This is a genomic window from Actinomadura luteofluorescens, from assembly GCF_013409365.1.
Classification (GTDB): Bacteria; Actinomycetota; Actinomycetes; order Streptosporangiales; family Streptosporangiaceae; genus Spirillospora; species Spirillospora luteofluorescens.
In genome coordinates this window covers 6,087,861-6,106,981 of sequence record NZ_JACCBA010000001.1, presented here as the reverse complement: position 1 = coordinate 6,106,981, position 19,121 = coordinate 6,087,861, and the positions used below count along the sequence as shown (strand labels likewise).

Annotated in this window: 20 protein-coding genes and 1 tRNA gene; 6 read left to right on the top strand and 15 right to left on the bottom strand. The window is 72.2% G+C overall.

What is annotated here, in order from left to right; genetic code table 11:
- Window positions 1-58: 58 nt before the first annotated feature.
- The 5 genes from BJY14_RS28400 (at window position 59) to BJY14_RS28380 (ending at window position 3,070) form a co-directional block, all read left to right on the top strand.
- Window positions 59-376 carry a hypothetical protein gene (locus BJY14_RS28400; RefSeq protein WP_179846398.1) on the top strand — a complete coding sequence of 106 codons (318 nt, stop codon included), beginning with the start codon at window positions 59-61 and terminating at the stop codon, window positions 374-376.
- Window positions 377-589: 213 nt separating this feature from the next.
- Complete coding sequence (locus tag BJY14_RS28395) at window positions 590-1,024, top strand: hypothetical protein (protein WP_179846397.1); 435 nt, start codon at window positions 590-592, stop codon at window positions 1,022-1,024.
- Between the two features lie 102 nt (window positions 1,025-1,126).
- Window positions 1,127-1,381, top strand: coding sequence for a hypothetical protein (locus BJY14_RS28390; RefSeq protein WP_179846396.1), 255 nt, complete (start codon window positions 1,127-1,129; stop codon window positions 1,379-1,381).
- Between the two features lie 19 nt (window positions 1,382-1,400).
- Window positions 1,401-2,333 carry an ABC transporter ATP-binding protein gene (locus BJY14_RS28385; protein WP_179846395.1) on the top strand — a complete coding sequence of 311 codons (933 nt, stop codon included), beginning with the start codon at window positions 1,401-1,403 and terminating at the stop codon, window positions 2,331-2,333.
- Entirely contained in the window at window positions 2,330-3,070 is a 741-nt protein-coding gene (locus BJY14_RS28380; RefSeq protein ID WP_179846394.1) for an ABC transporter permease subunit, read from the top strand. The genes BJY14_RS28385 and BJY14_RS28380 overlap by 4 nt, the downstream gene beginning before the upstream one ends.
- A gap of 36 nt (window positions 3,071-3,106) precedes the next feature.
- Here BJY14_RS28380 and BJY14_RS28375 read toward each other — a convergent pair whose 3' ends face one another.
- The 13 genes from BJY14_RS28375 to BJY14_RS28315 all read right to left on the bottom strand — a co-directional run bounded on the left by BJY14_RS28375 (window position 3,107) and on the right by BJY14_RS28315 (window position 17,349).
- Entirely contained in the window at window positions 3,107-3,928 is an 822-nt protein-coding gene (locus BJY14_RS28375; protein WP_179846393.1) for an L-threonylcarbamoyladenylate synthase, read from the bottom strand.
- A gap of 61 nt (window positions 3,929-3,989) precedes the next feature.
- Window positions 3,990-4,850, bottom strand: coding sequence for a peptide chain release factor N(5)-glutamine methyltransferase (gene prmC / locus BJY14_RS28370; RefSeq protein WP_179846392.1), 861 nt, complete (start codon window positions 4,848-4,850; stop codon window positions 3,990-3,992).
- A 52-nt stretch (window positions 4,851-4,902) separates the two neighbouring features.
- Window positions 4,903-5,967, bottom strand: a complete 1,065-nt coding sequence (gene prfA / locus BJY14_RS28365) for a peptide chain release factor 1 (protein ID WP_179846391.1) — start codon at window positions 5,965-5,967, stop codon at window positions 4,903-4,905.
- 111 nt (window positions 5,968-6,078) lie between these two features.
- The gene (gene rpmE, locus BJY14_RS28360) at window positions 6,079-6,297 is read right to left on the bottom strand and encodes a 50S ribosomal protein L31 (RefSeq protein WP_173396406.1); all 219 of its coding nucleotides are present in this window, start codon (window positions 6,295-6,297) and stop codon (window positions 6,079-6,081) included.
- Between the two features lie 385 nt (window positions 6,298-6,682).
- The gene (locus tag BJY14_RS28355; protein WP_179846390.1) at window positions 6,683-7,330 is read right to left on the bottom strand and encodes a response regulator transcription factor; all 648 of its coding nucleotides are present in this window, start codon (window positions 7,328-7,330) and stop codon (window positions 6,683-6,685) included.
- 76 nt (window positions 7,331-7,406) lie between these two features.
- Window positions 7,407-8,792 carry a sensor histidine kinase gene (locus BJY14_RS28350; RefSeq protein ID WP_312879447.1) on the bottom strand — a complete coding sequence of 462 codons (1,386 nt, stop codon included), beginning with the start codon at window positions 8,790-8,792 and terminating at the stop codon, window positions 7,407-7,409.
- 189 nt (window positions 8,793-8,981) lie between these two features.
- Window positions 8,982-11,084, bottom strand: coding sequence for a transcription termination factor Rho (gene rho, locus BJY14_RS28345; protein WP_179846389.1), 2,103 nt, complete (start codon window positions 11,082-11,084; stop codon window positions 8,982-8,984).
- 448 nt (window positions 11,085-11,532) lie between these two features.
- A complete protein-coding gene (gene thrB / locus BJY14_RS28340) occupies window positions 11,533-12,453 on the bottom strand; it encodes a homoserine kinase (RefSeq protein ID WP_312879446.1) in 921 nt (306 codons plus the stop codon).
- Window positions 12,454-12,475: 22 nt separating this feature from the next.
- Window positions 12,476-13,543, bottom strand: a complete 1,068-nt coding sequence (gene thrC / locus BJY14_RS28335; protein WP_179846387.1) for a threonine synthase — start codon at window positions 13,541-13,543, stop codon at window positions 12,476-12,478.
- Window positions 13,544-13,601: 58 nt separating this feature from the next.
- Window positions 13,602-14,906, bottom strand: a complete 1,305-nt coding sequence (locus BJY14_RS28330; protein WP_179846386.1) for a homoserine dehydrogenase — start codon at window positions 14,904-14,906, stop codon at window positions 13,602-13,604.
- The gene (gene lysA / locus BJY14_RS28325; protein ID WP_179846385.1) at window positions 14,903-16,294 is read right to left on the bottom strand and encodes a diaminopimelate decarboxylase; all 1,392 of its coding nucleotides are present in this window, start codon (window positions 16,292-16,294) and stop codon (window positions 14,903-14,905) included. The genes BJY14_RS28330 and lysA overlap by 4 nt, the downstream gene beginning before the upstream one ends.
- On the bottom strand, window positions 16,291-16,965 hold the full coding sequence (locus BJY14_RS28320; protein WP_179846384.1) for a DALR anticodon-binding domain-containing protein: 675 nt from the start codon (window positions 16,963-16,965) through the stop codon (window positions 16,291-16,293). Before BJY14_RS28320 ends, lysA begins: the two co-directional genes overlap by 4 nt.
- 21 nt (window positions 16,966-16,986) lie before the next feature.
- A complete protein-coding gene (locus BJY14_RS28315; RefSeq protein ID WP_089310313.1) occupies window positions 16,987-17,349 on the bottom strand; it encodes a response regulator transcription factor in 363 nt (120 codons plus the stop codon).
- 114 nt (window positions 17,350-17,463) lie between these two features.
- Between BJY14_RS28315 and BJY14_RS28310 the strand changes: the two genes are divergently transcribed.
- Window positions 17,464-17,535, top strand: a tRNA-Arg gene (locus BJY14_RS28310).
- Between the two features lie 218 nt (window positions 17,536-17,753).
- Here BJY14_RS28310 and BJY14_RS28305 read toward each other — a convergent pair.
- Both BJY14_RS28305 and BJY14_RS28300 read right to left on the bottom strand, forming a co-directional pair.
- Window positions 17,754-17,963 (bottom strand): hypothetical protein, encoded by a 210-nt coding sequence (locus BJY14_RS28305; protein ID WP_179846383.1) that lies wholly within the window; start codon window positions 17,961-17,963, stop codon window positions 17,754-17,756.
- 111 nt (window positions 17,964-18,074) lie between these two features.
- Window positions 18,075-18,878: a hypothetical protein gene (locus BJY14_RS28300; protein ID WP_179846382.1), complete on the bottom strand. Its 804-nt coding sequence runs from the start codon at window positions 18,876-18,878 to the stop codon at window positions 18,075-18,077.
- Window positions 18,879-19,121: the final 243 nt, after the last annotated feature.

The window sequence follows — 19,121 nt, the reverse complement described above, 5'->3', positions numbered from 1 at the left end:
CCCCGGTCCGTCCCGCCGCAGGACGCGCGGGCGGCGCGCGGCGCGCTTTCCTTGATCCATGACCTGCGAACACGAAGCGCCGGACGGCCAGGCGGCCACCGGAGACACGGCGGCCGATCCGGACCCGGACGGGGGACTCGATGCGGCATGGATCCTTCCGGCACTGCTCATCCTGGCGGCGAAGGGCGTCCGCGCCGGAGGCGAGGGCGCGCCGTGGGACGGCCTGGCCGTCGGGCTGGCGGCATGCGCGGCGCTCGCCACCGTCGTCGTCTTCGTGAAGGCCGTCAGGCGGCGCGCCTACGAGACCATGACGACCGTCGCGGTCGCCACGCTGATCGTCGGAGCCGTCGCCTACGCCAGGGGCGACATCCCCTGAGCGCCCGCCCCGGGAGGAAGAGGCGAGAACTTCCGGGCCGTGCCCGCCACCTCGGAAGAGTGCGGGACGAAGCCCCGGCGGAGACGCCGGGGAGTCGTGCGCGAGAAGCCGGGAAGACGCCGCGGAGACCCCCTCTTGTTGATCTGATCCCGCGGGCCAGAGCGGCTCGCGGCGGACACCGGTTCCGCCGGATCGATCTGGAGGAAACCTCCTATGAACAAGCAGCGGTTCGCCGCGAAGGCGGCGGGCGTCTCCCTGGCCGCGGTCCTGGGCCTGGGCGTGGCGGGTCCCGCCTTCGGCGCCACGGCGGAGGCCGGCCGGACGGCCGCGCCCGTCACGGCGGTCCAGCGGCCCGCCCCGTCCGGGTTCAGCGCCGCCGACACCGCCGCGCTCCGGCAGATCGGCTTCTCCGGCCGCGAGATCCAGCAGCTCCAGCAGGACCTCGCGCGGAAGGGCGGCCTCAGCACCCTCCTGAAGATCCTCAAGAAGGCGGGCAAGCTCAAGTCGGCGATCAAGGCGGCGAAGAAGGGCTGGAAGGCCTTCAAGAAGTGGTACAGCAAGCTGCCGCGGCCCCTGCGGTGGGCCCTGAAGGCGGCCGGCTGGAGCACCAACGCCTGGGACCTCTACAAGCTGCTCCGCGGCTACTAGAAGCACCAGGGCCCCCGGGGGCGCACGGGGCCGGCTCCTCCGCGGGAGGCGGCCCCGTGCCGGCGGGCGGCATCACCGGAACCGATCTCTGGGGACATCACCGTGACCAAGACGCGCGAGCCCGTGCCGGAAGCCGCATGGGTGTCGATCTTCATTCCCGCGGCGGCGTCGTCGCTCGTCCGGACCCTGCTGGACGGCGACCTCGCGTCGTACGCGGGCAACGCGCTGCTCTGCGTGGCCGCTCCGGCGGCGCTCGTCCTGCTGGTCCGCTCCGCCAGGTCCGGCGTCGGGTCGTGGTCGTGGGCCCTGATCACCCTGGCCTCGGTGGCCCTCGGGCTGGCGACCGCCCTCACGTGACCCGGAGGAGGGCACGACAGTGATCAGAGTCGAGGAACTGACCAAGCGCTACGGACGGCGCACCGTGGTCGACCACCTGTCCTTCACGGTGCGGCCGGGGGTGGTGACCGGCTTCCTCGGCCCGAACGGCGCGGGCAAGTCCACGACGATGCGCATGATCGTCGGGCTGGACAGGCCCGCCTCGGGCCGGGTGCTGATCGACGGGCGGCGCTACGACGACCTGCCGGACCCCTCCGGAACGGTCGGCGCGCTCCTCGACGCCGGCTGGGTGCGCCCGCATCTCACCGCCCGGAGCCATCTGCGCTGGACGGCCAGCCTGGCGGGGGCGGAGCCCGGACGGGTCGACGAACTCCTGGAGGCGGTCGGGCTGGCCGACGCGGCGGGCCGGCGGGTCGGCGGCTTCTCGCTCGGCATGCGCCAGCGTCTGGGCATCGCCACGGCACTGCTGGGACGGCCACGGGCCCTGCTGCTGGACGAACCGATGAACGGTCTCGACCCGGAGGGCGTCCGCTGGATGCGGCACCTGCTCCGGCGGGCCGCCGGCGAGAGCTGTGCCGTCCTGGTCTCCAGCCACCTGCTCGCCGAGATGGCCCTGACCGCCGACGACGTCGTCGTGATCGGCGCCGGCCGGCTCATCACGCAGGCCCCCATGCGGGCGTTCGTCGAGCGCGCGGCCGGCGCCGCCGTGATCGTCCGCACCCCGGAGGCCTCGCGGTTCGCGGCCCTGCTCGGCCGGGCGGGCCTCGACGTCCGCGACGGACCGGACGGCGATCTCCGGGTGCGCGGCGGCACCGCCGCCCGGGTGGGCGGGATCGCCGCGGCGCACGGCCTCGTCCTGCACGAACTGCGCACCGATCACGGCTCCCTGGAGGACTCGTTCATGGAGATGACCCGCGATGCCGTCGAGTACCAGGCGTCGCCCCCGGGCGGCCGCGCGGGAGGACGGCGATGACGGCGCTGCGCCGGGCGCTCGCCGCCGAGACGGTCCGGTTGGCGCACAGCCGGTCCACGTGGTGGTGCCTCGGCACGGCCACGGCCCTGGCGCTCGCCTCGGCGGTCCTCGGGGCCCGCGTCCCGGAGGAGGGAGGCGCCGTGACCGTCGTGGACGCCATCGCCGGGCTGTCGTTCGGCGAGATGATCCTCCTCGTGTTCGCGGCCCTGTCCGTCACCGGCGACTACAGGCACGGCACGATCCGCCTCGCCTACCAGGCGGTGCCGCGACGCTGGCCCCTGATCGCGGCGAAGGCTCTCGTGCTGGCGGCGGCCGGCGCGGCCGCCGCCGTCCTCCTGGCCTTCGCGAGCCTGCTGGTCGCGGCCCTCTGCGCCGCGGGTCCCGGTCCCGGCCTCGACACGGCGGCGGAATGGCGCCAGGCCCTGGGGACGGGCGTCCTCTGGGCCTTCACGGCCGTGGCGGGGGTCGCCGTGGGCGCTCTCGTCCGCAGTGGAGCCGCCGCCGTCGGCATCCTGCTCCTGTGGTCGCTCGTGGGAGAGAGCGCCACCGGGATGCTGCCGCGCGTCGGAGGCGCCCTGGCCGGGTGGATGCCGTTCACCGCGGTCGGCGGAATCGTGGACCCGGACGCGGGTTCACGCGTCCCCTACGGCGCGGCGGGGCAGGTGGCGTACGCGATCGTCGCCGGGCTGGCCCTGCTGGCCCTCGGCATGGCCGCCGGTCGGCGCAGGGACCCCTGATCGGGCTGCCGCCGGATGCCCGGAACGGCTTCGGGGTCAGGCGGTGCCGCGGTCGTCCTCGTCCTTGCGGAGGGACGGCTTGGGGTTCGGGGCGGGGGTTTCCTGGAGGGGCTCAGAAGGCTCTCGGGGAGTCTGCGGAGGCTCTTCCTTGGTGAGGGAAGGCTTGGCCGCCTCGGTTATGGAGGGGGGCTCTGCGGGCTTCTCGGGCTCGTCCTCTTCGGTGAGCAGGACGCCCACCACGCCGCGTATCTTGTCTTCGGAGACGGCGCCGGCGCGCAGCAGGCGCGGCACGGGCCCGGTCAGGTCGATGATCGTGGACGGGTCGGCGTGGCCGGAGGTGCCGCCGTCCAGGTAGACGGCGACCGAGTCGCCCAGCATCTTCTCCGCCTCGTCGACGGTGCGGGCCGCGGGGCGACCGGACAGGTTCGCGCTGCTGACGGCGAGCGGGCCGGTCTCCTTGAGCAGTTCGACGGCGAGTTCGTGCATCGGCATCCGGATGGCGACGGTGCCCTTGGTCTCGCCGAGGTCCCACATGAGGTTGGGGTTCGCCCTGCAGACGAGGGTCAGCGCGCCCGGCCAGAACTCGTCGATGAGATCCTGCCCGTAGGTTCCGAGGTCGTCCACCAGGGCCGTGGCGGCGCGGACGGAGCCGACCAGCACCGGCGGCGGCATCTCGCGGCCGCGGCCCTTGGCGTCCAGGAGGGCGGTCACCGCGGGCGGCATGAACGCGTCCACGCCGACGCCGTACACGGTGTCGGTCGGCAGGACGATCAGCTCGCCGCGCCGGACGGCCGAGAACGCCTCGGCGATCCCCCGGGTGCGCTCCATCGGCTCAGAGCAGTCGTAACGTCGGCTCACGGTCGCCCGTCTTCCCATCTGCACAGCGCTCGCGGGTATGGCACCGACCAGGATAGCGGGGCTAGTCGGCGGCCAGGCGCGCGGTCACGAAGCGGTCCCGGTTCGCCAGGTCGCGGCGGTTGCGCACGTCGCGCCAGCCGTGCTCCTCCGCGAAGACCCAGTAGACGCCGTTGCCCTGCAGATCGCTGTGCTCGACGGCCGCGTAGCCGCCCGGGCGCAGGAGGCGGCGGGCGGTGCGCTCCACCACGCGGATCGCGTCCAGGCCGTCGTCGCCCCCGCCCCACAGTGCGTCGGCGGGGTCGTGGTCGCGGACGTCGCGGGGGACGTACTCCCACTCGCTCATCGGGATGTACGGGGGGTTGCTGACGACGAGGTCGACGGTGCCGTCAAGCTCGGTGAGAGCGCTTGAGAAGTCGTCCAGGTGGAGGCGGACGCGGCCCCGCTCGTCCAGCTCCTCCACGTTGCGGGTCGCGTGGACGAAGGCCGTCGGGTCCTTCTCGACGGCGTGGACGCGGGCGCGGGGCGCCTCCAGCGCGATGGACAGCGCGATCGCGGCGGAGCCGGTGCCGAGGTCGACGACGAGGGGATCGCGGACGTCCATGTCGCGCAGCGTCTCCAGCGCCCAGCCGACCATCACCTCGGTCTCCGGGCGCGGCACGAACACGCCGGGCCCGACCTTCAGCTCCAGGTAACGGAAGAACGCGCGGCCGGTGATGTGCTGCAGCGGCTCGCCCGCCTCGCGGCGCGCGACGAACTCCCAGAACCGGGCGTCGAACGCGCTGTCGGGGACGCCGTGCAGCTCCGAGCGCCGCACCCGGTGCACGGCCGCCGCGAGCTCCTCGGCGTCGGCGCGGGGCGAGGCGGCGCCCGCGTCCGCGAGCCGCGCGGTGGCCCTGGCGATCTCGTCGAGCAGCAGGTTCATGATCCTGCCCTTCGAGGGGGGACGACCCCCCACGCCCCCCGGTTCGCTGCGCTCATGATTTCTGGGCTTCGGCCAGGCGGCGTTCCATCTCGGCGTCGACCAGCGCCTGCGTGACGTTCTGGAGGTCGCCGTCCAGCACCTGGTCGAGGTTGTAGGCCTTGTAGCCGACCCGGTGGTCGGAGATCCGGTTCTCCGGGTAGTTGTAGGTGCGCACCCGCTCGGAGCGGTCCACCGTGCGGACCTGGCTCTTGCGCTCGGCGGAGGCGGCCGCGTCGGCCTCCTCCTGCGCCATCGCCAGCAGCCGGGACCGCAGGATGCGCAGCGCCTGCTCCTTGTTCTGCAGCTGGCTCTTCTCGTTCTGGCAGGAGACGACGACACCGGTCGGCAGGTGCGTGATGCGGACCGCGGAGTCGGTCGTGTTGACGCTCTGCCCGCCCGGCCCGGACGAGCGGTACACGTCGATGCGCAGGTCGTTCGGGTCGACCTGGACGTCGACGTCCTCCGCCTCGGGCGTCACCAGGACGCCGACGGCGCTGGTGTGGATGCGCCCCTGCGACTCGGTCGCGGGCACCCGCTGCACCCGGTGGACGCCGCCCTCGAACTTCAGCCGCGTCCAGACCCCCTCCTCCTGGGCGCCCTTGGCCTTCACCGCGACCGTGACGTCCTTGTAGCCGCCGAGGTCGGAGGGGTGGGAGTCGAGGACCTCGGTCTTCCAGCCGACGCGTTCGGCGTAGCGGAGGTACATCCGCAGCAGGTCGCCGGCGAACAGCGCCGACTCCTCGCCGCCCTCCCCCGCCTTGACCTCCAGGATCACGTCCTTGGCGTCGTTCGGGTCGCGCGGGACGAGCAGCCGCCGCAGCCGCTCCTCCAGCTCCTCGCGGCGCTTCGCGAGATCTTCGGCCTCGGCGGCGAACGCGGCGTCCTCGCCGGCCAGCTCACGGGCGGCGGCGAGGTCGTCCTCGGTCGAGGACAGCTCGCGGTGCGTCTCGACGATCGGGCGCAGCTCCGCGTACCGCTTGCCGAGCTTGCGCGCCAGGCTCTGGTCGGCATGGACGGACGGGTCGGCGAGCCGTTCCTCGATGCCCGCGTATTCGCTGATCAGATCGTCGAGATTCACGCTGTGTCCTGGCCCGTTGCGGCGCGGGGACGGCCGCCCCCGCACCGGTTTCGGGCGGCCCGGGGACCTGGAGTCCCCGGGCCGCCCCTGATGTCCGCCGTGCGGCTCGTCCTACTTGTCGGCCTTCTTCTTGCCGAAGCGCTGCTCGAAGCGCGCGACCCGGCCGCCGGTGTCGAGGATCTTCTGCTTGCCCGTGTAGAACGGGTGGCAGTTCGAGCACACGTCCGCGTGGATCACGCCGTTGGCGGCGGTGCTGCGGGTCTCGAAGGTGTTGCCGCACGTACACGTCACGGTCGTGACGACGTAGTTCGGGTGGATGTCGGGCTTCATGGGTTCTCCTCGCTCCAGGCGGTCGCCGGGCGCCCCCGGACCCGCATGGCGAAGCCATGGGAGATGTGGGAGGCGTGAACCGGTACCGCAGCGGTTGCACACCAAGTGTGCCAGATACCCGAACGTGGCGAGGTCACCGGTCATTCCCGATCAAGGACGCCCCCGGGCCAGGGCCTGTCTCGAAGTCGCCCCGGCCATGCCGCGCGAACGCGTGACCTGGCCGGTGGAGCGATGCCGGAGGCGAGCGGAGCCGGGCAGATCGCGAAGCGATGCCGCGTTCGCCCAGGCCCGGTCACGTAGCGAGCCGCAAGGCGAGCGAAGTGGGCCGGGATGAATCAACACAGCCGCCAGGCGAGCGAAGTGGGCCGGGACTCAGAAACACAGGCTAGTGCAACCCGAGGTAGGCCAGCACCGCCATGACGCGGCGGTGTCCGCCCTGCGCGGGCTGCAGGCCCAGCTTCATGAAGATGTTGGAGATGTGCTTCTCGACGGCGCCCTCGGTGACGACGAGGTCCGCGGCGATGGCGCCGTTCGAGCGTCCCTGCGCCATCAGCCCCAGCACCTCGCGCTCGCGCGGGGTCAGCGCCTCCAGCGGGTCGCCGGTCCGGCGCCGGCCGAGCAGCTGGCCGATCACCTCGGGGTCGATGACCGTCCCGCCCGCGGCGATGCGGCGCACCGCGTCGATGAACTCCTCGACGTCCGACACCCGCTCCTTCAGCAGGTAGCCGACGCCCTCGGCGCCGCCGCCGATCAGGTCGGTGGCGTAGCGCTCCTCCACGTACTGGGACAGGACGAGGATCGGCGTGCCCGGACGACGCTCCCGGACGGCGAGGGCCGCGCGCAGCCCCTCGTCGGTGAACGAGGGCGGCATCCGGACGTCCACGATGGCGAGGTCGGGGGCGTGCTCCTCGACGATCCCGGGCAGGCCCGGCCCGTCCCCCACGGTCGCCACCGTCTCGATCCCCGCGTCGGCGAGCAGCCGGACGAGCCCTTCCCGCAACAGCACCGAATCCTCGGCGATCACTACCCGCATCCGGCCATTATCGTGCCCGGCGCGGCGCCGCGCGCCCCGCTCACGCCGCGCGCCCCGCTCACGCCGCGCGCCCCGCTCACCATGTGCAGGGCAGGTCCGCCCGGATGATCGTGGGGCCGCCGGGCGGGCTGTCCACGATGAGCATGCCGTCGATCGTCGCGGCCCGGTCGGCCAGCCCGGCCAGGCCGCCGTCCGGCCGCGCGACCGCGCCGCCCACCCCGTTGTCGATCACCTCGACGACCACCCAGCGGTCCTCGCGGGCCACCCGGACGGACGCGCGGGTCGCGCGGGCGTACTTGGCGATGTTGGCCAGCGACTCGGCGACGATGAAGTAGGCGATGCTCTCGACCGCCGCCGGCGGGCGCTCGTCGAGGTCGACCGCCACCTCGACGGGGACGGGGGCGCGCCCGGCGAGCCCGGACAGCGCCGGGTCCAGGCCGCGGTCGGTGAGGATCGCCGGGTAGATCCCGCGGGCGAGGTCGCGCAGCTCGGAGATCGCCTCCCGGGTGCCCGCGTGGGCCTGCTCGATCAGCTCCCGCGCGCCCTCGGGGTCCTCGTCGAGCTTGGCGCGGGCGCGGCCGATGTCCATCGCCACGGCCAGCAGCCGCTGCTGCGCCCCGTCGTGCAGGTCGCGCTCGATGCGGCGCCGCTCGAACTCGGCCGCGTCCACCCCGCGGGCCCGGCTGGCCCGCAGGTGCTCGGTCCGCTCGCGCAGCGCCGCGTTCTCCCTCTGCGACGGGCTCGGGCCGAGCATCAGCGCGGCGAACGCGGCGTGCCCCATCGCCATCGCGCGCGTCACGTACATCGCCGGGACGAGGCACGCCAGGCCCAGGAGCGACACCGGCAGCGCCTCGACGGGGTTGCCCGCCCAGTACGAGACCCCGAAGTTGACCTCCGCGCCGCCGGCCACCGCCACGATCACCGGGAGGAACAGCAGCGTGCCCGTCCCGGCCCACACCATCGCCGACACGAAGAACTCGCCCAGCGTGATCGGGAGCAGGGCCGCGAAGTAGACCAGGTCCTTCCAGGTGGCCGGGTCCCCTGCCATCCCCCTGAGCCTGGACAGCGGGTTGCGGCCCTCCGGCATGCGCCGGTACGGGGACGGGATGCGGACGCCGAACGCGGCGAGGACGAACCGCCGCTCCAGCACCGCGCCGAACCGCCACGCGACCATCAGCAGCGCCAGCAGCGGCAGGCCCACCCAGATGATCAGCAGCGCGACCGACAGGGACAGCCCGACGGCGAGGACGACGAACCAGCCGAGCCCCCAGGCCAGGCTGACGCCCAGGTACAGGGCCGACCGCCACGTCAGCGAGGACTTCGCCATCGCCAGCGGATGCCAGGACCGGTTCATGACGGACGTCTGCCCGTCGTCCGCCCGCGTCGCCGTCGCCCACCGCGCCGCGGCCCACTGGACCGCGCCGCCGCCCGCGGCGCCGGTGTCCTTGCTCAGCTCGCCCACGTCGTCCCTCCGTGCCGCTCCGGCCTGCGCCGGCCCTTCCTGCTCACGTACCGAGCGTGCCGGGCGGGCGGCGAGTCCGCCATGACGTCCGCCGCCCGATCGGAGGTGGGGCTAACCCCACCCCCGCGCCGGGCCGCGGACGGCGACGCCCCCGGCCGGAGGACCGGACGGGGGCGTGCGCGGCGCGTCTCAGCGATCGTCGGAGACGGTCGTCTTCTGCACCTGGAGCAGGAACTCGGCGTTGGACTTGGTCTCCTTCATCTTCTCGATGAGGAGCTCCAGCGCCTGCTGCGTGTCGAGCGCGTGCAGCACCCGGCGCAGCTGCCAGACGACCCGCAGCTCCTCCGGAGCCATGAGGATCTCCTCCTTGCGGGTGGAGGACTGGTCGACGTCCACCGCCGGGAAGATCCGCTTGTCCGCGAGCGACCGGTTGAGCTTCAGCTCCATGTTGCCGGTGCCCTTGAACTCCTCGAAGATGACCTCGTCCATGCGGGACCCGGTCTCCACCAGCGCGGTGGCGAGGATCGTCAGCGAGCCGCCGTTCTCGATGTTGCGCGCCGCGCCGAAGAACCGCTTCGGCGGGTACAGCGCGGTCGAGTCGACACCGCCGGACAGGATGCGGCCGGACGCGGGCGCCGCCAGGTTGTAGGCGCGGCCCAGGCGGGTGATCGAGTCGAGCAGCACCACGACGTCGTGGCCGAGCTCGACGAGCCGCTTGGCCCGCTCGATGGCCAGCTCCGCGACGGTGGTGTGGTCCTCGGCGGGACGGTCGAAGGTCGAGTGGATGACCTCGCCCTTCACCGTCCGCTGCATGTCGGTGACCTCTTCCGGACGCTCGTCCACGAGGACGACCATCAGGTGGCACTCCGGGTTGTTCTTGGTGATCGCGTTGGCGATCGCCTGGAGCACCATCGTCTTGCCGGCCTTCGGCGGCGACACGATCAGGCCGCGCTGGCCCTTGCCGATCGGCGACACCAGGTCGATGATCCGGGTCGTCAGGATGCCGGCGTCGGACTCCAGCCGCAGCCGCTCCTGCGGGTACAGCGGGGTCAGCTTGGAGAAGTCGACGCGGCCCTTGGCCTGGTCGGGCTCCATCCCGTTGACGGTGTCGAGGCGGACCAGCGCGTTGAACTTCTCGCGCCGCTCGCCCTCGCGCGCCTGCCGGACGGCGCCGGTGATGACGTCGCCCTTGCGCAGCCCGTTCTTGCGGACCTGCGCCAGCGAGACGTACACGTCGTTCGGGCCGGGCAGGTACCCGGTCGTCCGGACGAAGGCGTAGTTGTCGAGGATGTCGAGGATGCCCGCGACGGGGATGAGGACGTCGTCCTCGGTGAGCACCGGCTCCTCGTAGCGCTCGCGGCCGCGGCCGCGGTTGCGCTCCCGGAACCGGCGCCCGCGACGGCCCCGGCCGCCGCCGTCGTCGTCGTCGTGCTGACCGCCGCCGCCCTGGCCACCGCCACCCTGGCCGCGCTGACGCCCGCCGCCCTGGTCACCGCGGTCACCCCGGTCGCCACGCTCACCCCGGTCGCCACGCTCACCGCGCTCGCCACGGTCACCGCGCTCGCCCCGGTCGCCCCGGTCGCGGCCTTCGCCGCGCTCACCACGCTCGCCACGCTCGCGGCGCTGCCGCTGGCGTCCGCCGCCCTCGCGGCCCTCACGGCCCTCACGCCCGTCGCGGTTGCCGTCGCGGCCGCCCTGGGACTCGCCGTCCTCGGCGTTCTGCTCGCGGCCCTGGTCGCGGCTCTGGTCCCGGCCCTGCCGGTCGCCGCGTCCCTCGGAAGCACCCCGGTCCTGCTTCTCGCCCCGCTGCCGACCGCCCTGCCGGTCGGCCTTCTCCTGCTTGTCGCCCTGCACGGCCTTCTCGGCCGTACCGGACTGGCCCGCCGGGCCGGACTGCGCCTCGGGCGCGGCCGCGTTCTCGGACGCGGGCGGGGCCGCGGGCGCGGCGTCGGCGATGGTGACCTGCTCGTCGGGCACCTCGCGCTTGGCCGCGGCGCGGCCGCGGCGCGGGCGCTCGGCCGTCACCGGGGCAGCGGCTCCCTGCTCGCCCCCCGCCGAGCCCTGCCCCTGACCGCCCTGCTTGTCCTGAATGGCGGCGATGAGCTGGCTCTTGCGCATCCCGGTCGTGCCGGTGATGCCGAGGCTGGACGCGAGCGCCTTGAGCTCGGGGAGCACCATGGCCGACAGGCCGGTGCCGCGGCGGCGCCGGGGGGCGGCGGGCTCCGCGCCGGCCGGAGCGGCGGCGGTTTCCGTGCTGGTTGCGTCCGTAAGGAGTTCGCTGGATTCGCTCACTAAGGGTCCTTCCCAGGGCGCGGGCGTTGGCCGGCGTTCGGCCAGTCGACCCGGTGGTGCGGCCCGGCGGGGGCGCCGGATCGGGCTCCGCTGATCACGATGGAACCGGGATCTGCGTGTTCTGGGCACAGCCAGATGGTGGACGGGACGTTCCGCTCGTGCGTGTCCCCGGTACCGCCACGTCCGAAGTTTCGCTGGAATGCCTGACAACGGGAAGTCACGGTGTCGGGGAGCCTGGTACGCGGGACCGGCACGGCCGGAGGGCCGAAATGGTGACGCGTGGCTGACGAGCACGCTGCCCCGAACGGGGCATCTGGTGCGGCATTCAGCCTAACATCACCAGGGCACACTGCTATTCCCCAGAGGTCGATGTCTTCGCATTTTACCTAGCTGGATCCTGCCGGACCGGCACCCCGGCGACGCAGGTCCCCCGCCCCCGGCGCCGCCGTCAGTCCCGGTACTCGGATTCTCCGGTCATGACGTGCGCGCCGCGGGTCGCGACGTCCAACGGGTGTTCGTGCCACCCTTTACCCACTGGGCCATCGGTCGAATCAACCCGTGATGCGGTTGTGAAGGCCAGGACAGTGGGACCCGCGCCGGAAATCACCGCCGGAACGCCCGCGTCCCGCAGTCGCGCGACGAGTGCCGCCGATTCGGGCATGGCCGGCGCGCGGTAATCCTGGTGGAGCCGGTCCTCGGTCGCGTCGAGCAGGATGCCGGCGTCCAGGCCGCCGGTGAGGGCCGCGACGAGCAGCGCGGCGCGGCCGGCGTTGGCGGCGGCGTCCCCGTGCGGGACGGTCCCGGGCAGCAGGCCGCGGGCCCGCTCGGTCGCGAGCCGCTGCTCGGGAACGAACGCGACGACCCGCCTGACCTGCGGCTCCAGCCGCATCGACCGGGCGCCGCCCGGCGCCGTCCAGGCGACGGTCAGGCCGCCGGCCAGGCACGGCGCCACGTTGTCGGGATGGCCCTCGATCTCCGTCGCGAGGCGCAGCGCCCCGGCGTCGTCGAGGAGCTTCCCGGCGGGGTGCAGCGCGCGCGCCGCGACGATCCCGGCGACGATCGCGGCGGACGAGGAGCCGAGCCCGCGGCTGTGCGGGATCCGGTTGCGGCACCGCAGCCGGAGCCCCTCCGGCCGGGCGGGACCGGTTCCGGCCAGGTCGTCCAGGACGTCGAAGGTCCGGCGCAACACCCGCACGATCAGGTGCCGCTCGCCGCGGTCGGCGACCTCGGCGCCCTCACCGTCCACCTCGATGGACAGGCCGCCGTCCGTCGCCTCGACCTCGACGTCGTCGTACAGGGCCAGCGCCAGGCCGAGCGAGTCGAATCCCGGGCCCAGGTTGGCGCTGGTCGCGGGGGTCCGCACCAGCACCGGGCCGTCCTGCCAGCCCACCTCAGGTGAGGCCGAGCTCGGACGCGGCGGAGTGCGCGTCCACCTTGATGGTCGTCGGCGCGGGAGCCCCGGAGATGGCCCAGTCGGGGTCCTTGAGGCCGTTGCCGGTCACGGTGCAGACGATCCTGGACCCGGCCGCGACCTCGCCCCGCTCGCTCGCCTGGAGCAGACCGGCGACGCTCGCCGCGGACGCGGGCTCCACGAAGACGCCCTCCTCCCGGGCGAGCAGCCGGTAGGCGGCGAGGATCTGCCGGTCGGTGACCGAGTCGATCGCGCCGCCGGACTCGTCACGCGCGGCGACAGCGAGGTCCCACGAGGCGGGGTTGCCGATGCGGATCGCGGTGGCGATGGTCTGCGGCTTCAGGACCGGCTCGCCCTTCACGAACGGCGCCGCGCCGCTGGCCTGGAAGCCCAGCATGCGCGGGGTGCGCGAGGCGACGCCGTCCTTGGCGTACTCCTTGTAGCCCATCCAGTACGCGGAGATGTTTCCGGCGTTGCCGACGGGCAGGCAGTGGACGTCGGGCGCGTCGCCGAGCGTGTCCACGATCTCGAACGCGGCCGTCTTCTGGCCCTGCAGCCGGTACTTGTTGACCGAGTTGACCAGCGCGACCGGGTAGTCGACCGACAGCTTGCGCGCCAGTTCGAGGCAGTCGTCGAAGTTACCGTCCACCTGGAGCAGCCGGGCCCCGTGCACCAGCGCCTGCGCCAGCTTGCCCATCGCGATCTTGCCGTTGGGGACCAGGACCGCGCAGGTCATCCCGGCCCGCACCGCGTACGCGGCCGCGGACGCGGAGGTGTTGCCGGTCGAGGCGCAGATGACGGCCTTGGCGCCGTCCTCGGCGGCCTTGCTGATCGCCATCGTCATGCCGCGGTCCTTGAACGACCCGGTCGGGTTGGCGCCCTCGACCTTGAGGAACACCTCGCAACGGGTCATCTGGGAGAGCCGGTGGGCGGGCACCAGGGGGGTCCCGCCCTCCAGGAGGGTCACGACGGGCGTCGCGTCCGTCACCGGAAGCCGGTCGCGGTACTCCTCGATAATGCCGCGCCACGCGCGGGCGTTCGCGTTCACTCGGTCTCCTCGGCTGACCTGCGATGTTCGCCAGGAGTCTACCGGGACGGGCCCCGCCTCACTCGTCCCCTTCGACGCGCATGACGCTCGTCACCCCGCGGACGATCTCCAGCTCGCGCAGGCCCGCCACCGTCGCCGACAGCGCGGCGTCCGGCGCGCGGTGCGTCACGACGACGAGCTGCGCCTCCTCGCCCGAGCCCACCTGCCGGACGGCCTGGATCGACACACCGTGCCTGGCGAACTCCTCGGCGACCGTGGCGAGCACGCCCGCCTCGTCCGTCACGTCCACCTCGACGTAGTAGCGGGTGACGGTCTCGCCCATCGGCAGCACCGGCAGCTTCGCGTACGTGACCTCCACCGGGCCGGGCGTGCCGCCGACCACGTTGCGGGCGACCGCGACGAGGTCGCCGAGGATCGCCGACGCCGTCGGAGCGCCACCGGCCCCCGCCCCGTAGAACATCAGCGAGCCCGCCGACTCCGCCTCGACGAACACCGCGTTGTACGCCTCCCGGACGCTCGCCAGCGGATGCGACCGGGGGATCATCGCCGGGTAGACGCGGACCGACACCCCGCGGCCGTTCCGGCCGTCCCGCGAGGGGATCCGCTCGCAGATGGCCAGGAGCTTGACCACGCAGTCCATGCCCTGGGCGCCCGCCACGTCGGCGGCGCTCACCTCGGTGATGCCCTCGCGGTGGACGTCCGCGGCCGTCACCGGCGTGTGGAAGGCCAGCTGCGCCAGGATCGCCGCCTTGGCGGCCGCGTCGAAACCCTCCACGTCGGCCGTCGGATCGGCCTCCGCGTAACCGAGCGCCTGCGCCTCCTCCAGCGCCTCGTTGAACCCGGCGCCGTGCGTGTCCATCTGGTCGAGGACGTAGTTCGTGGTCCCGTTCACGATGCCGAGCACCCGGTGCACGTGGTCGCCGACCAGGGACTCCCTCAGCGGCCGCAGCAGCGGGATCGCGCCCGCCACGGACGCCTCGTAGTACAGGTCGGCGCCGTACTCCCGCGCCGCCGCGAACAGCGTCGCCCCGTCCTCGGCCAGCAGCGCCTTGTTCGCGGTGATGACCGACTTGCCGGTCTTCATCGCCTCCAGCATCAGCGTCCTGGCCGGCTCGATGCCGCCGATCACCTCGATGACGATGTCGACGTCGTCCCTGGTCACCAGCGTCTGCGCGTCCGTGGTCAGCAGCCCCGGGTCGATGCCCGCGCGGACCCGGTCCGGCCGGCGCACCGCGATCCCGGCCAGCTCCAGCGGGGCTCCGACCCGCGCGGCCAGGTCGTCGGCCTGCTCGTTCAGCAGCCGGACGACCTCCGTCCCGACCACGCCGCAACCGAGCAGCGCCACGCGCAGTCCGGGTTTCACGCTTCGACCTCCGCATCGAGCCGCAGCAGGTCCTCCGGGCTCTCCCGCCGGACGATCACGCGCGACCTGCCGTCCCTCACCGCCACCACGGCGGGCTTCGGGACATGGTTGTAGTTGCTGGCCATCGACCGACAGTACGCACCGGTCGCCGCCACCGCCACCAGGTCCCCCGCCGCAAGATCTTCGGGGAACCACAGGTCCCGCACCACAATGTCGCCGCTCTCGCAGTGCTTGCCGACAAGCCTACTGAGCATGGGGGCGGCCTCGGACGTCCTGCTGGCCAGCACCCCGGTGTACTCGGCGCCGTACAGCGCCGTGCGCAGGTTGTCGGACATGCCGCCGTCCACCGACACGTACGTGCGCAGGCCCTCGACGTCCTTGACCGTCCCGACCTCGTACAGCGTGACGCCGCCGGGACCGATGATCGCCCGTCCCGGCTCCACGGTCAGCCGCGGCATCGACAGCCCGTACGCCCGGCACTCGCGCGCCACGATGTCGCGCAGCCCGTCCGCGATCGACTTCGGGTCGTGCGGCTCCTCGCCCGGCACGTACGCGATGCCGTAGCCGCCGCCGAGGTCCAGCTCCGGAAGCTCGATGCCGTGCTCGTCCCGGATGGCCACCAGCAGCCCGGCCAGCCGGTGCGCGGCCACCTCGAACCCGTCCACCTCGAAGATCTGCGACCCGATGTGGCTGTGCAGCCCGACCAGTTCGAGCTGCCCCAGCTGCAGAACCCGCCTGACCGCCTCCAGCGCCGCCCCGGAACTCCGGGAGAACCCGAACTTCTGGTCGTCGTGCGCGGTGGCGATGAACTCGTGCGTGTGCGCCTCCACCCCCGTGGTGACCCGCACCATCACCTTGGGCCGGACGCCCCTCTCCTGGGCGAGGTACCCCACACGCGCGATTTCCTCGAACGAGTCGAGCACGATCCGCCCGACCCCCACATCCAGGGCCTTCTCCAGCTCCCAGGGCGCCTTGTTGCTTCCGTGCAACGTGATGCGCTCGGTAGGAAAGCCCGCCGCCAGCGCCACCGCGAGCTCACCCCCGCTGCACACGTCGAGGCCGAGCCCCTCCTCGTTCAGCCACCGCGCGACGGCCGTGCACAGGAACGCCTTGCCCGCATAGTGGACGTCCCCGTCATGGAACGCCGCCGCGTACTCCCTCGCGCGGCTCCGGACGTCCTCCTCGTCGTAGACGTAGAGGGGCGTCCCGTACTCCTTCGCCAGGTCCCTGACGTCCACTCCCCCGACGGTGAGGACACCGTCCTCACGCTTGGAGTTCCGCGGCCACACGGCGGCCTCAAGCGCGTTGAGGTCCTCCGCCGGCCCCGCCGGATGGTCCTCCGGCAGGACGTCGGCGTGCCGCGGCCCAGCAGGGTGTACTCGACTCATATCCGCTCTCTAGGTGTTTCACCGATCATGTTCAGCCCGTTGCCCAGGACGACCCTGACGGCCTCCGCCAAGCCGACCCGTCCCGCATGCACCGCCCCGGGCTCCTCATCGCCCACGGGCAGCGCGGGACAGCGCTCGTGCACCTCGTGGTACGCCCCGGCCACGCTCTCCAAGCACAACATCAGGGGCCTGGCGTCGCCTTCCCGTTCGGCCTGCGCGGCCCGCCCGGGAACGTCCCCCAACGCCCCCACGAGCTCCTCCGCACCACCCTCGAACGGCCCGGCCCCGACCCCGAGTTCCCGGGCCCAGCGCCCCACCCAACAGGCCCGCGCATAGGCGTAACGCACCGAGAAGCCGGGATTGTCGAACGTCCGGGGCCATTCATTCCAGCCGCCCCGCGGCACCCGCGCGACCCCGTAACCAGGATCACGCCGGATGACCTCCACGAGCTCGGGCCCCACCACGACCCTGACGAACCCGGGCCCGGAGACGCTCCCCCCGACCCGCCGCGCGATCACCCACGGGTCGACGCCGAGCCTCAGCGCCACCGGACTCTCGAAGACCCCGCCGCCCCGCCCGAAGACCACGACCTCGTCGGGGACCGCGACATCGATCTCCCCCGCGTCCACGGCGTCCCGCACCGCGCGCACGAGAGCGTCCCCTGGAGTCACCCTGGTGAGACTAGCCGACCACTATCTGGACACCGCCGCCAGTTTCCGCACCGTCTGGATCAGCTGGTTGGGGTCGAACGGCTTCGTCACGTACGCGTCGACACCGATCTCGTGCCCCCGCCGCACATCGTGCTCCTGCGCCCGCGCCGTGATCATCACGACCCTGATGTGCGCGGTCCCGGGATCCTCCCGCAGCCGCACCGCGGTCACCCACCCGTCCAGCCGGGGCATCATCACGTCCAGCGTGATCACGTCCGGCCCGACCTCCACCACCTTGTCCAGGCAGTCCTGCCCGTCCACCGCGGTCGACACCTCGAACCCCTCCAGTTGCAGGTTCACGGCGATGAGCTGGCGGATCACCTCGTCATCATCGACGACCAGCACGCGTCCCAGTGGCTCGGTCACGGCCTCGAAGTTAGCCCACTCACCCCCCGGACGCACGGCGAACCTCCCCGTGCGCGTCACCCCGCCAACCCTGGTAACCTCATACCGCGTCGCGCCCCCTTAGCTCAGGGGATAGAGCAACGGCCTCCGGAGCCGTGTGCGCAGGTTCGAATCCTGCAGGGGGCACCCCAAAACGATCAGCCGGTTTCCGCGTTTGACCAGCGGAAACCGGCTCTTCTCGTTCCTGGCCCATGTGACACCAGACGCCACCACGGGACGCCGTATGCCACGGCGCGTGTTCCATTTGTGTTCCAGGCCGTGGAGTCCACAGAGCGCGATGTGACCTTAAAGATCAACGGGCCTCTCCGCCATCAGGCGGAGAGGCCCGCTTCGTAATGCGACTACTAGATGATCACAAGAGCGATGGTGATCACGGCCGTGACGGTGATGATGGCCACCACCTTGACCGTGATCCCCACGCTGAGGCGCAGGTCGATGTTGGCATGCGCCTGGCTAGCGAGGTTCGCACCGCTGCCCTCGGGCGACATCAAGGGCGGATCAACAGGTGCCGCCTCCTCCGCACTGTCGCCCGAAGTACCCTTAGGGACGATCACGTTCTTCCTCCGAGTTGAGCGTTGATGTGTGGCGGCGGCTCCCGGTGGTGCGGGGGCCGCTGCGTTTCTAGACCGTGAGTCACCAACCTCCCGGCGGTGCTCTGCCATGCCTCATCGGGCCGCCTGGTCGGTTGCGACCCTCTTCGGGAGTCTGAACGCGCCGGTCAGCGAGTAGTAGGTGTCGATGGTGAAGCCCTCGGGGGCTTCGGGAGCGGCTCGGCGCTCCCGGCGACGACCCAGAACCTTCTTCTCGACCAGGCCCTGAAGCCCGCGTTGGGCAGTCTCCTGCGAGACGCCGTACCACCGCGCGGCGTTAGCGGCGGTCAACCTGAACTCGTTCTTGAGCCTTGCGAGGCTGATCAGCAACATTGCCTTCTCAGGCAGGGTCAGCCTCTCGTGCAAGGTCGGGTCGCCGGTCAGCCAATAGTCAAACGGGACGCGAAGGTAGTAGTCGCCGTTGGCGCCCGAGGGCGGCGTGTACTTGTCGGCCTCGGACCCCTCGCCGCTTTCGAGGCGAGGGGTGATGGAGGCCACCCTCCCCTTGCGGGCGCGAGTGATCAGGTTTTGCCTCTCCAGCCGGGCCCACGCCTTGGAGATCGCGCCAGTGTTGAACCGGCCTCGGCCGTCCTTCAGGTCAAGCGCGCGAGCGAAGAACCGCGCGTCTCTTGTCACGTCATAGGGCTCCGCAGAGGCCAGCGCCATCAGTAGCAAGTAGAGGTCGAGTGCAGTCGCGTCGTGTCGCTTGACCAAGGCGGCCATGGGCCCGGGACGCGTTCGGGCGCCCCGGCCCCCCTCGGGCATCACCGGGATTCCCACGAACGAAGTCCTGATCGGCGCCGTGCGTGACTTGCGCCCGGCGCTGTTCAGGAGGAACAGCAGGGTGCTCCGGGCATCCGCGACCACTTGCTCTGCCATGGCCCCAATGATGCACTATGCCCTCCTTGCCCATGCCCGTTCTATCAAAATTCTGTTGCTTCGCCAGACAGCCCTTATAGAAGTCTCATGAAGGTCCACAAGGATCCCCTCGTAGAGAACCTTGTGGATCACCTCAGCCAACTGCCATGGGAGCCTGTGGAAGCGGCCACCCTCCCCGTCGATCTAGGCATCGCCCACAAGAAGTCGAGGCGTTCCTGAGCTGATCCACGCCCGGCTTGCCCT

Excerpts from the sequence above, each read along its gene's own strand:
- BJY14_RS28395 (WP_179846397.1), top strand. The coding sequence starts at position 590 with ATGAACAAGCAGCGGTTCGCCGCGAAGGCGGCGGGCGTCTCCCTGGCC.
- BJY14_RS28300 (WP_179846382.1), bottom strand. The coding sequence starts at position 18,878 with ATGGCAGAGCAAGTGGTCGCGGATGCCCGGAGCACCCTGCTGTTCCTC.
- lysA (WP_179846385.1), bottom strand. The coding sequence starts at position 16,294 with ATGAGTCGAGTACACCCTGCTGGGCCGCGGCACGCCGACGTCCTGCCG.
- BJY14_RS28380 (WP_179846394.1), top strand. The coding sequence starts at position 2,330 with ATGACGGCGCTGCGCCGGGCGCTCGCCGCCGAGACGGTCCGGTTGGCG.
- BJY14_RS28400 (WP_179846398.1), top strand. The coding sequence starts at position 59 with ATGACCTGCGAACACGAAGCGCCGGACGGCCAGGCGGCCACCGGAGAC.
- prmC (WP_179846392.1), bottom strand. The coding sequence starts at position 4,850 with ATGAACCTGCTGCTCGACGAGATCGCCAGGGCCACCGCGCGGCTCGCG.
- BJY14_RS28355 (WP_179846390.1), bottom strand. The coding sequence starts at position 7,330 with ATGCGGGTAGTGATCGCCGAGGATTCGGTGCTGTTGCGGGAAGGGCTC.
- rpmE (WP_173396406.1), bottom strand. The coding sequence starts at position 6,297 with ATGAAGCCCGACATCCACCCGAACTACGTCGTCACGACCGTGACGTGT.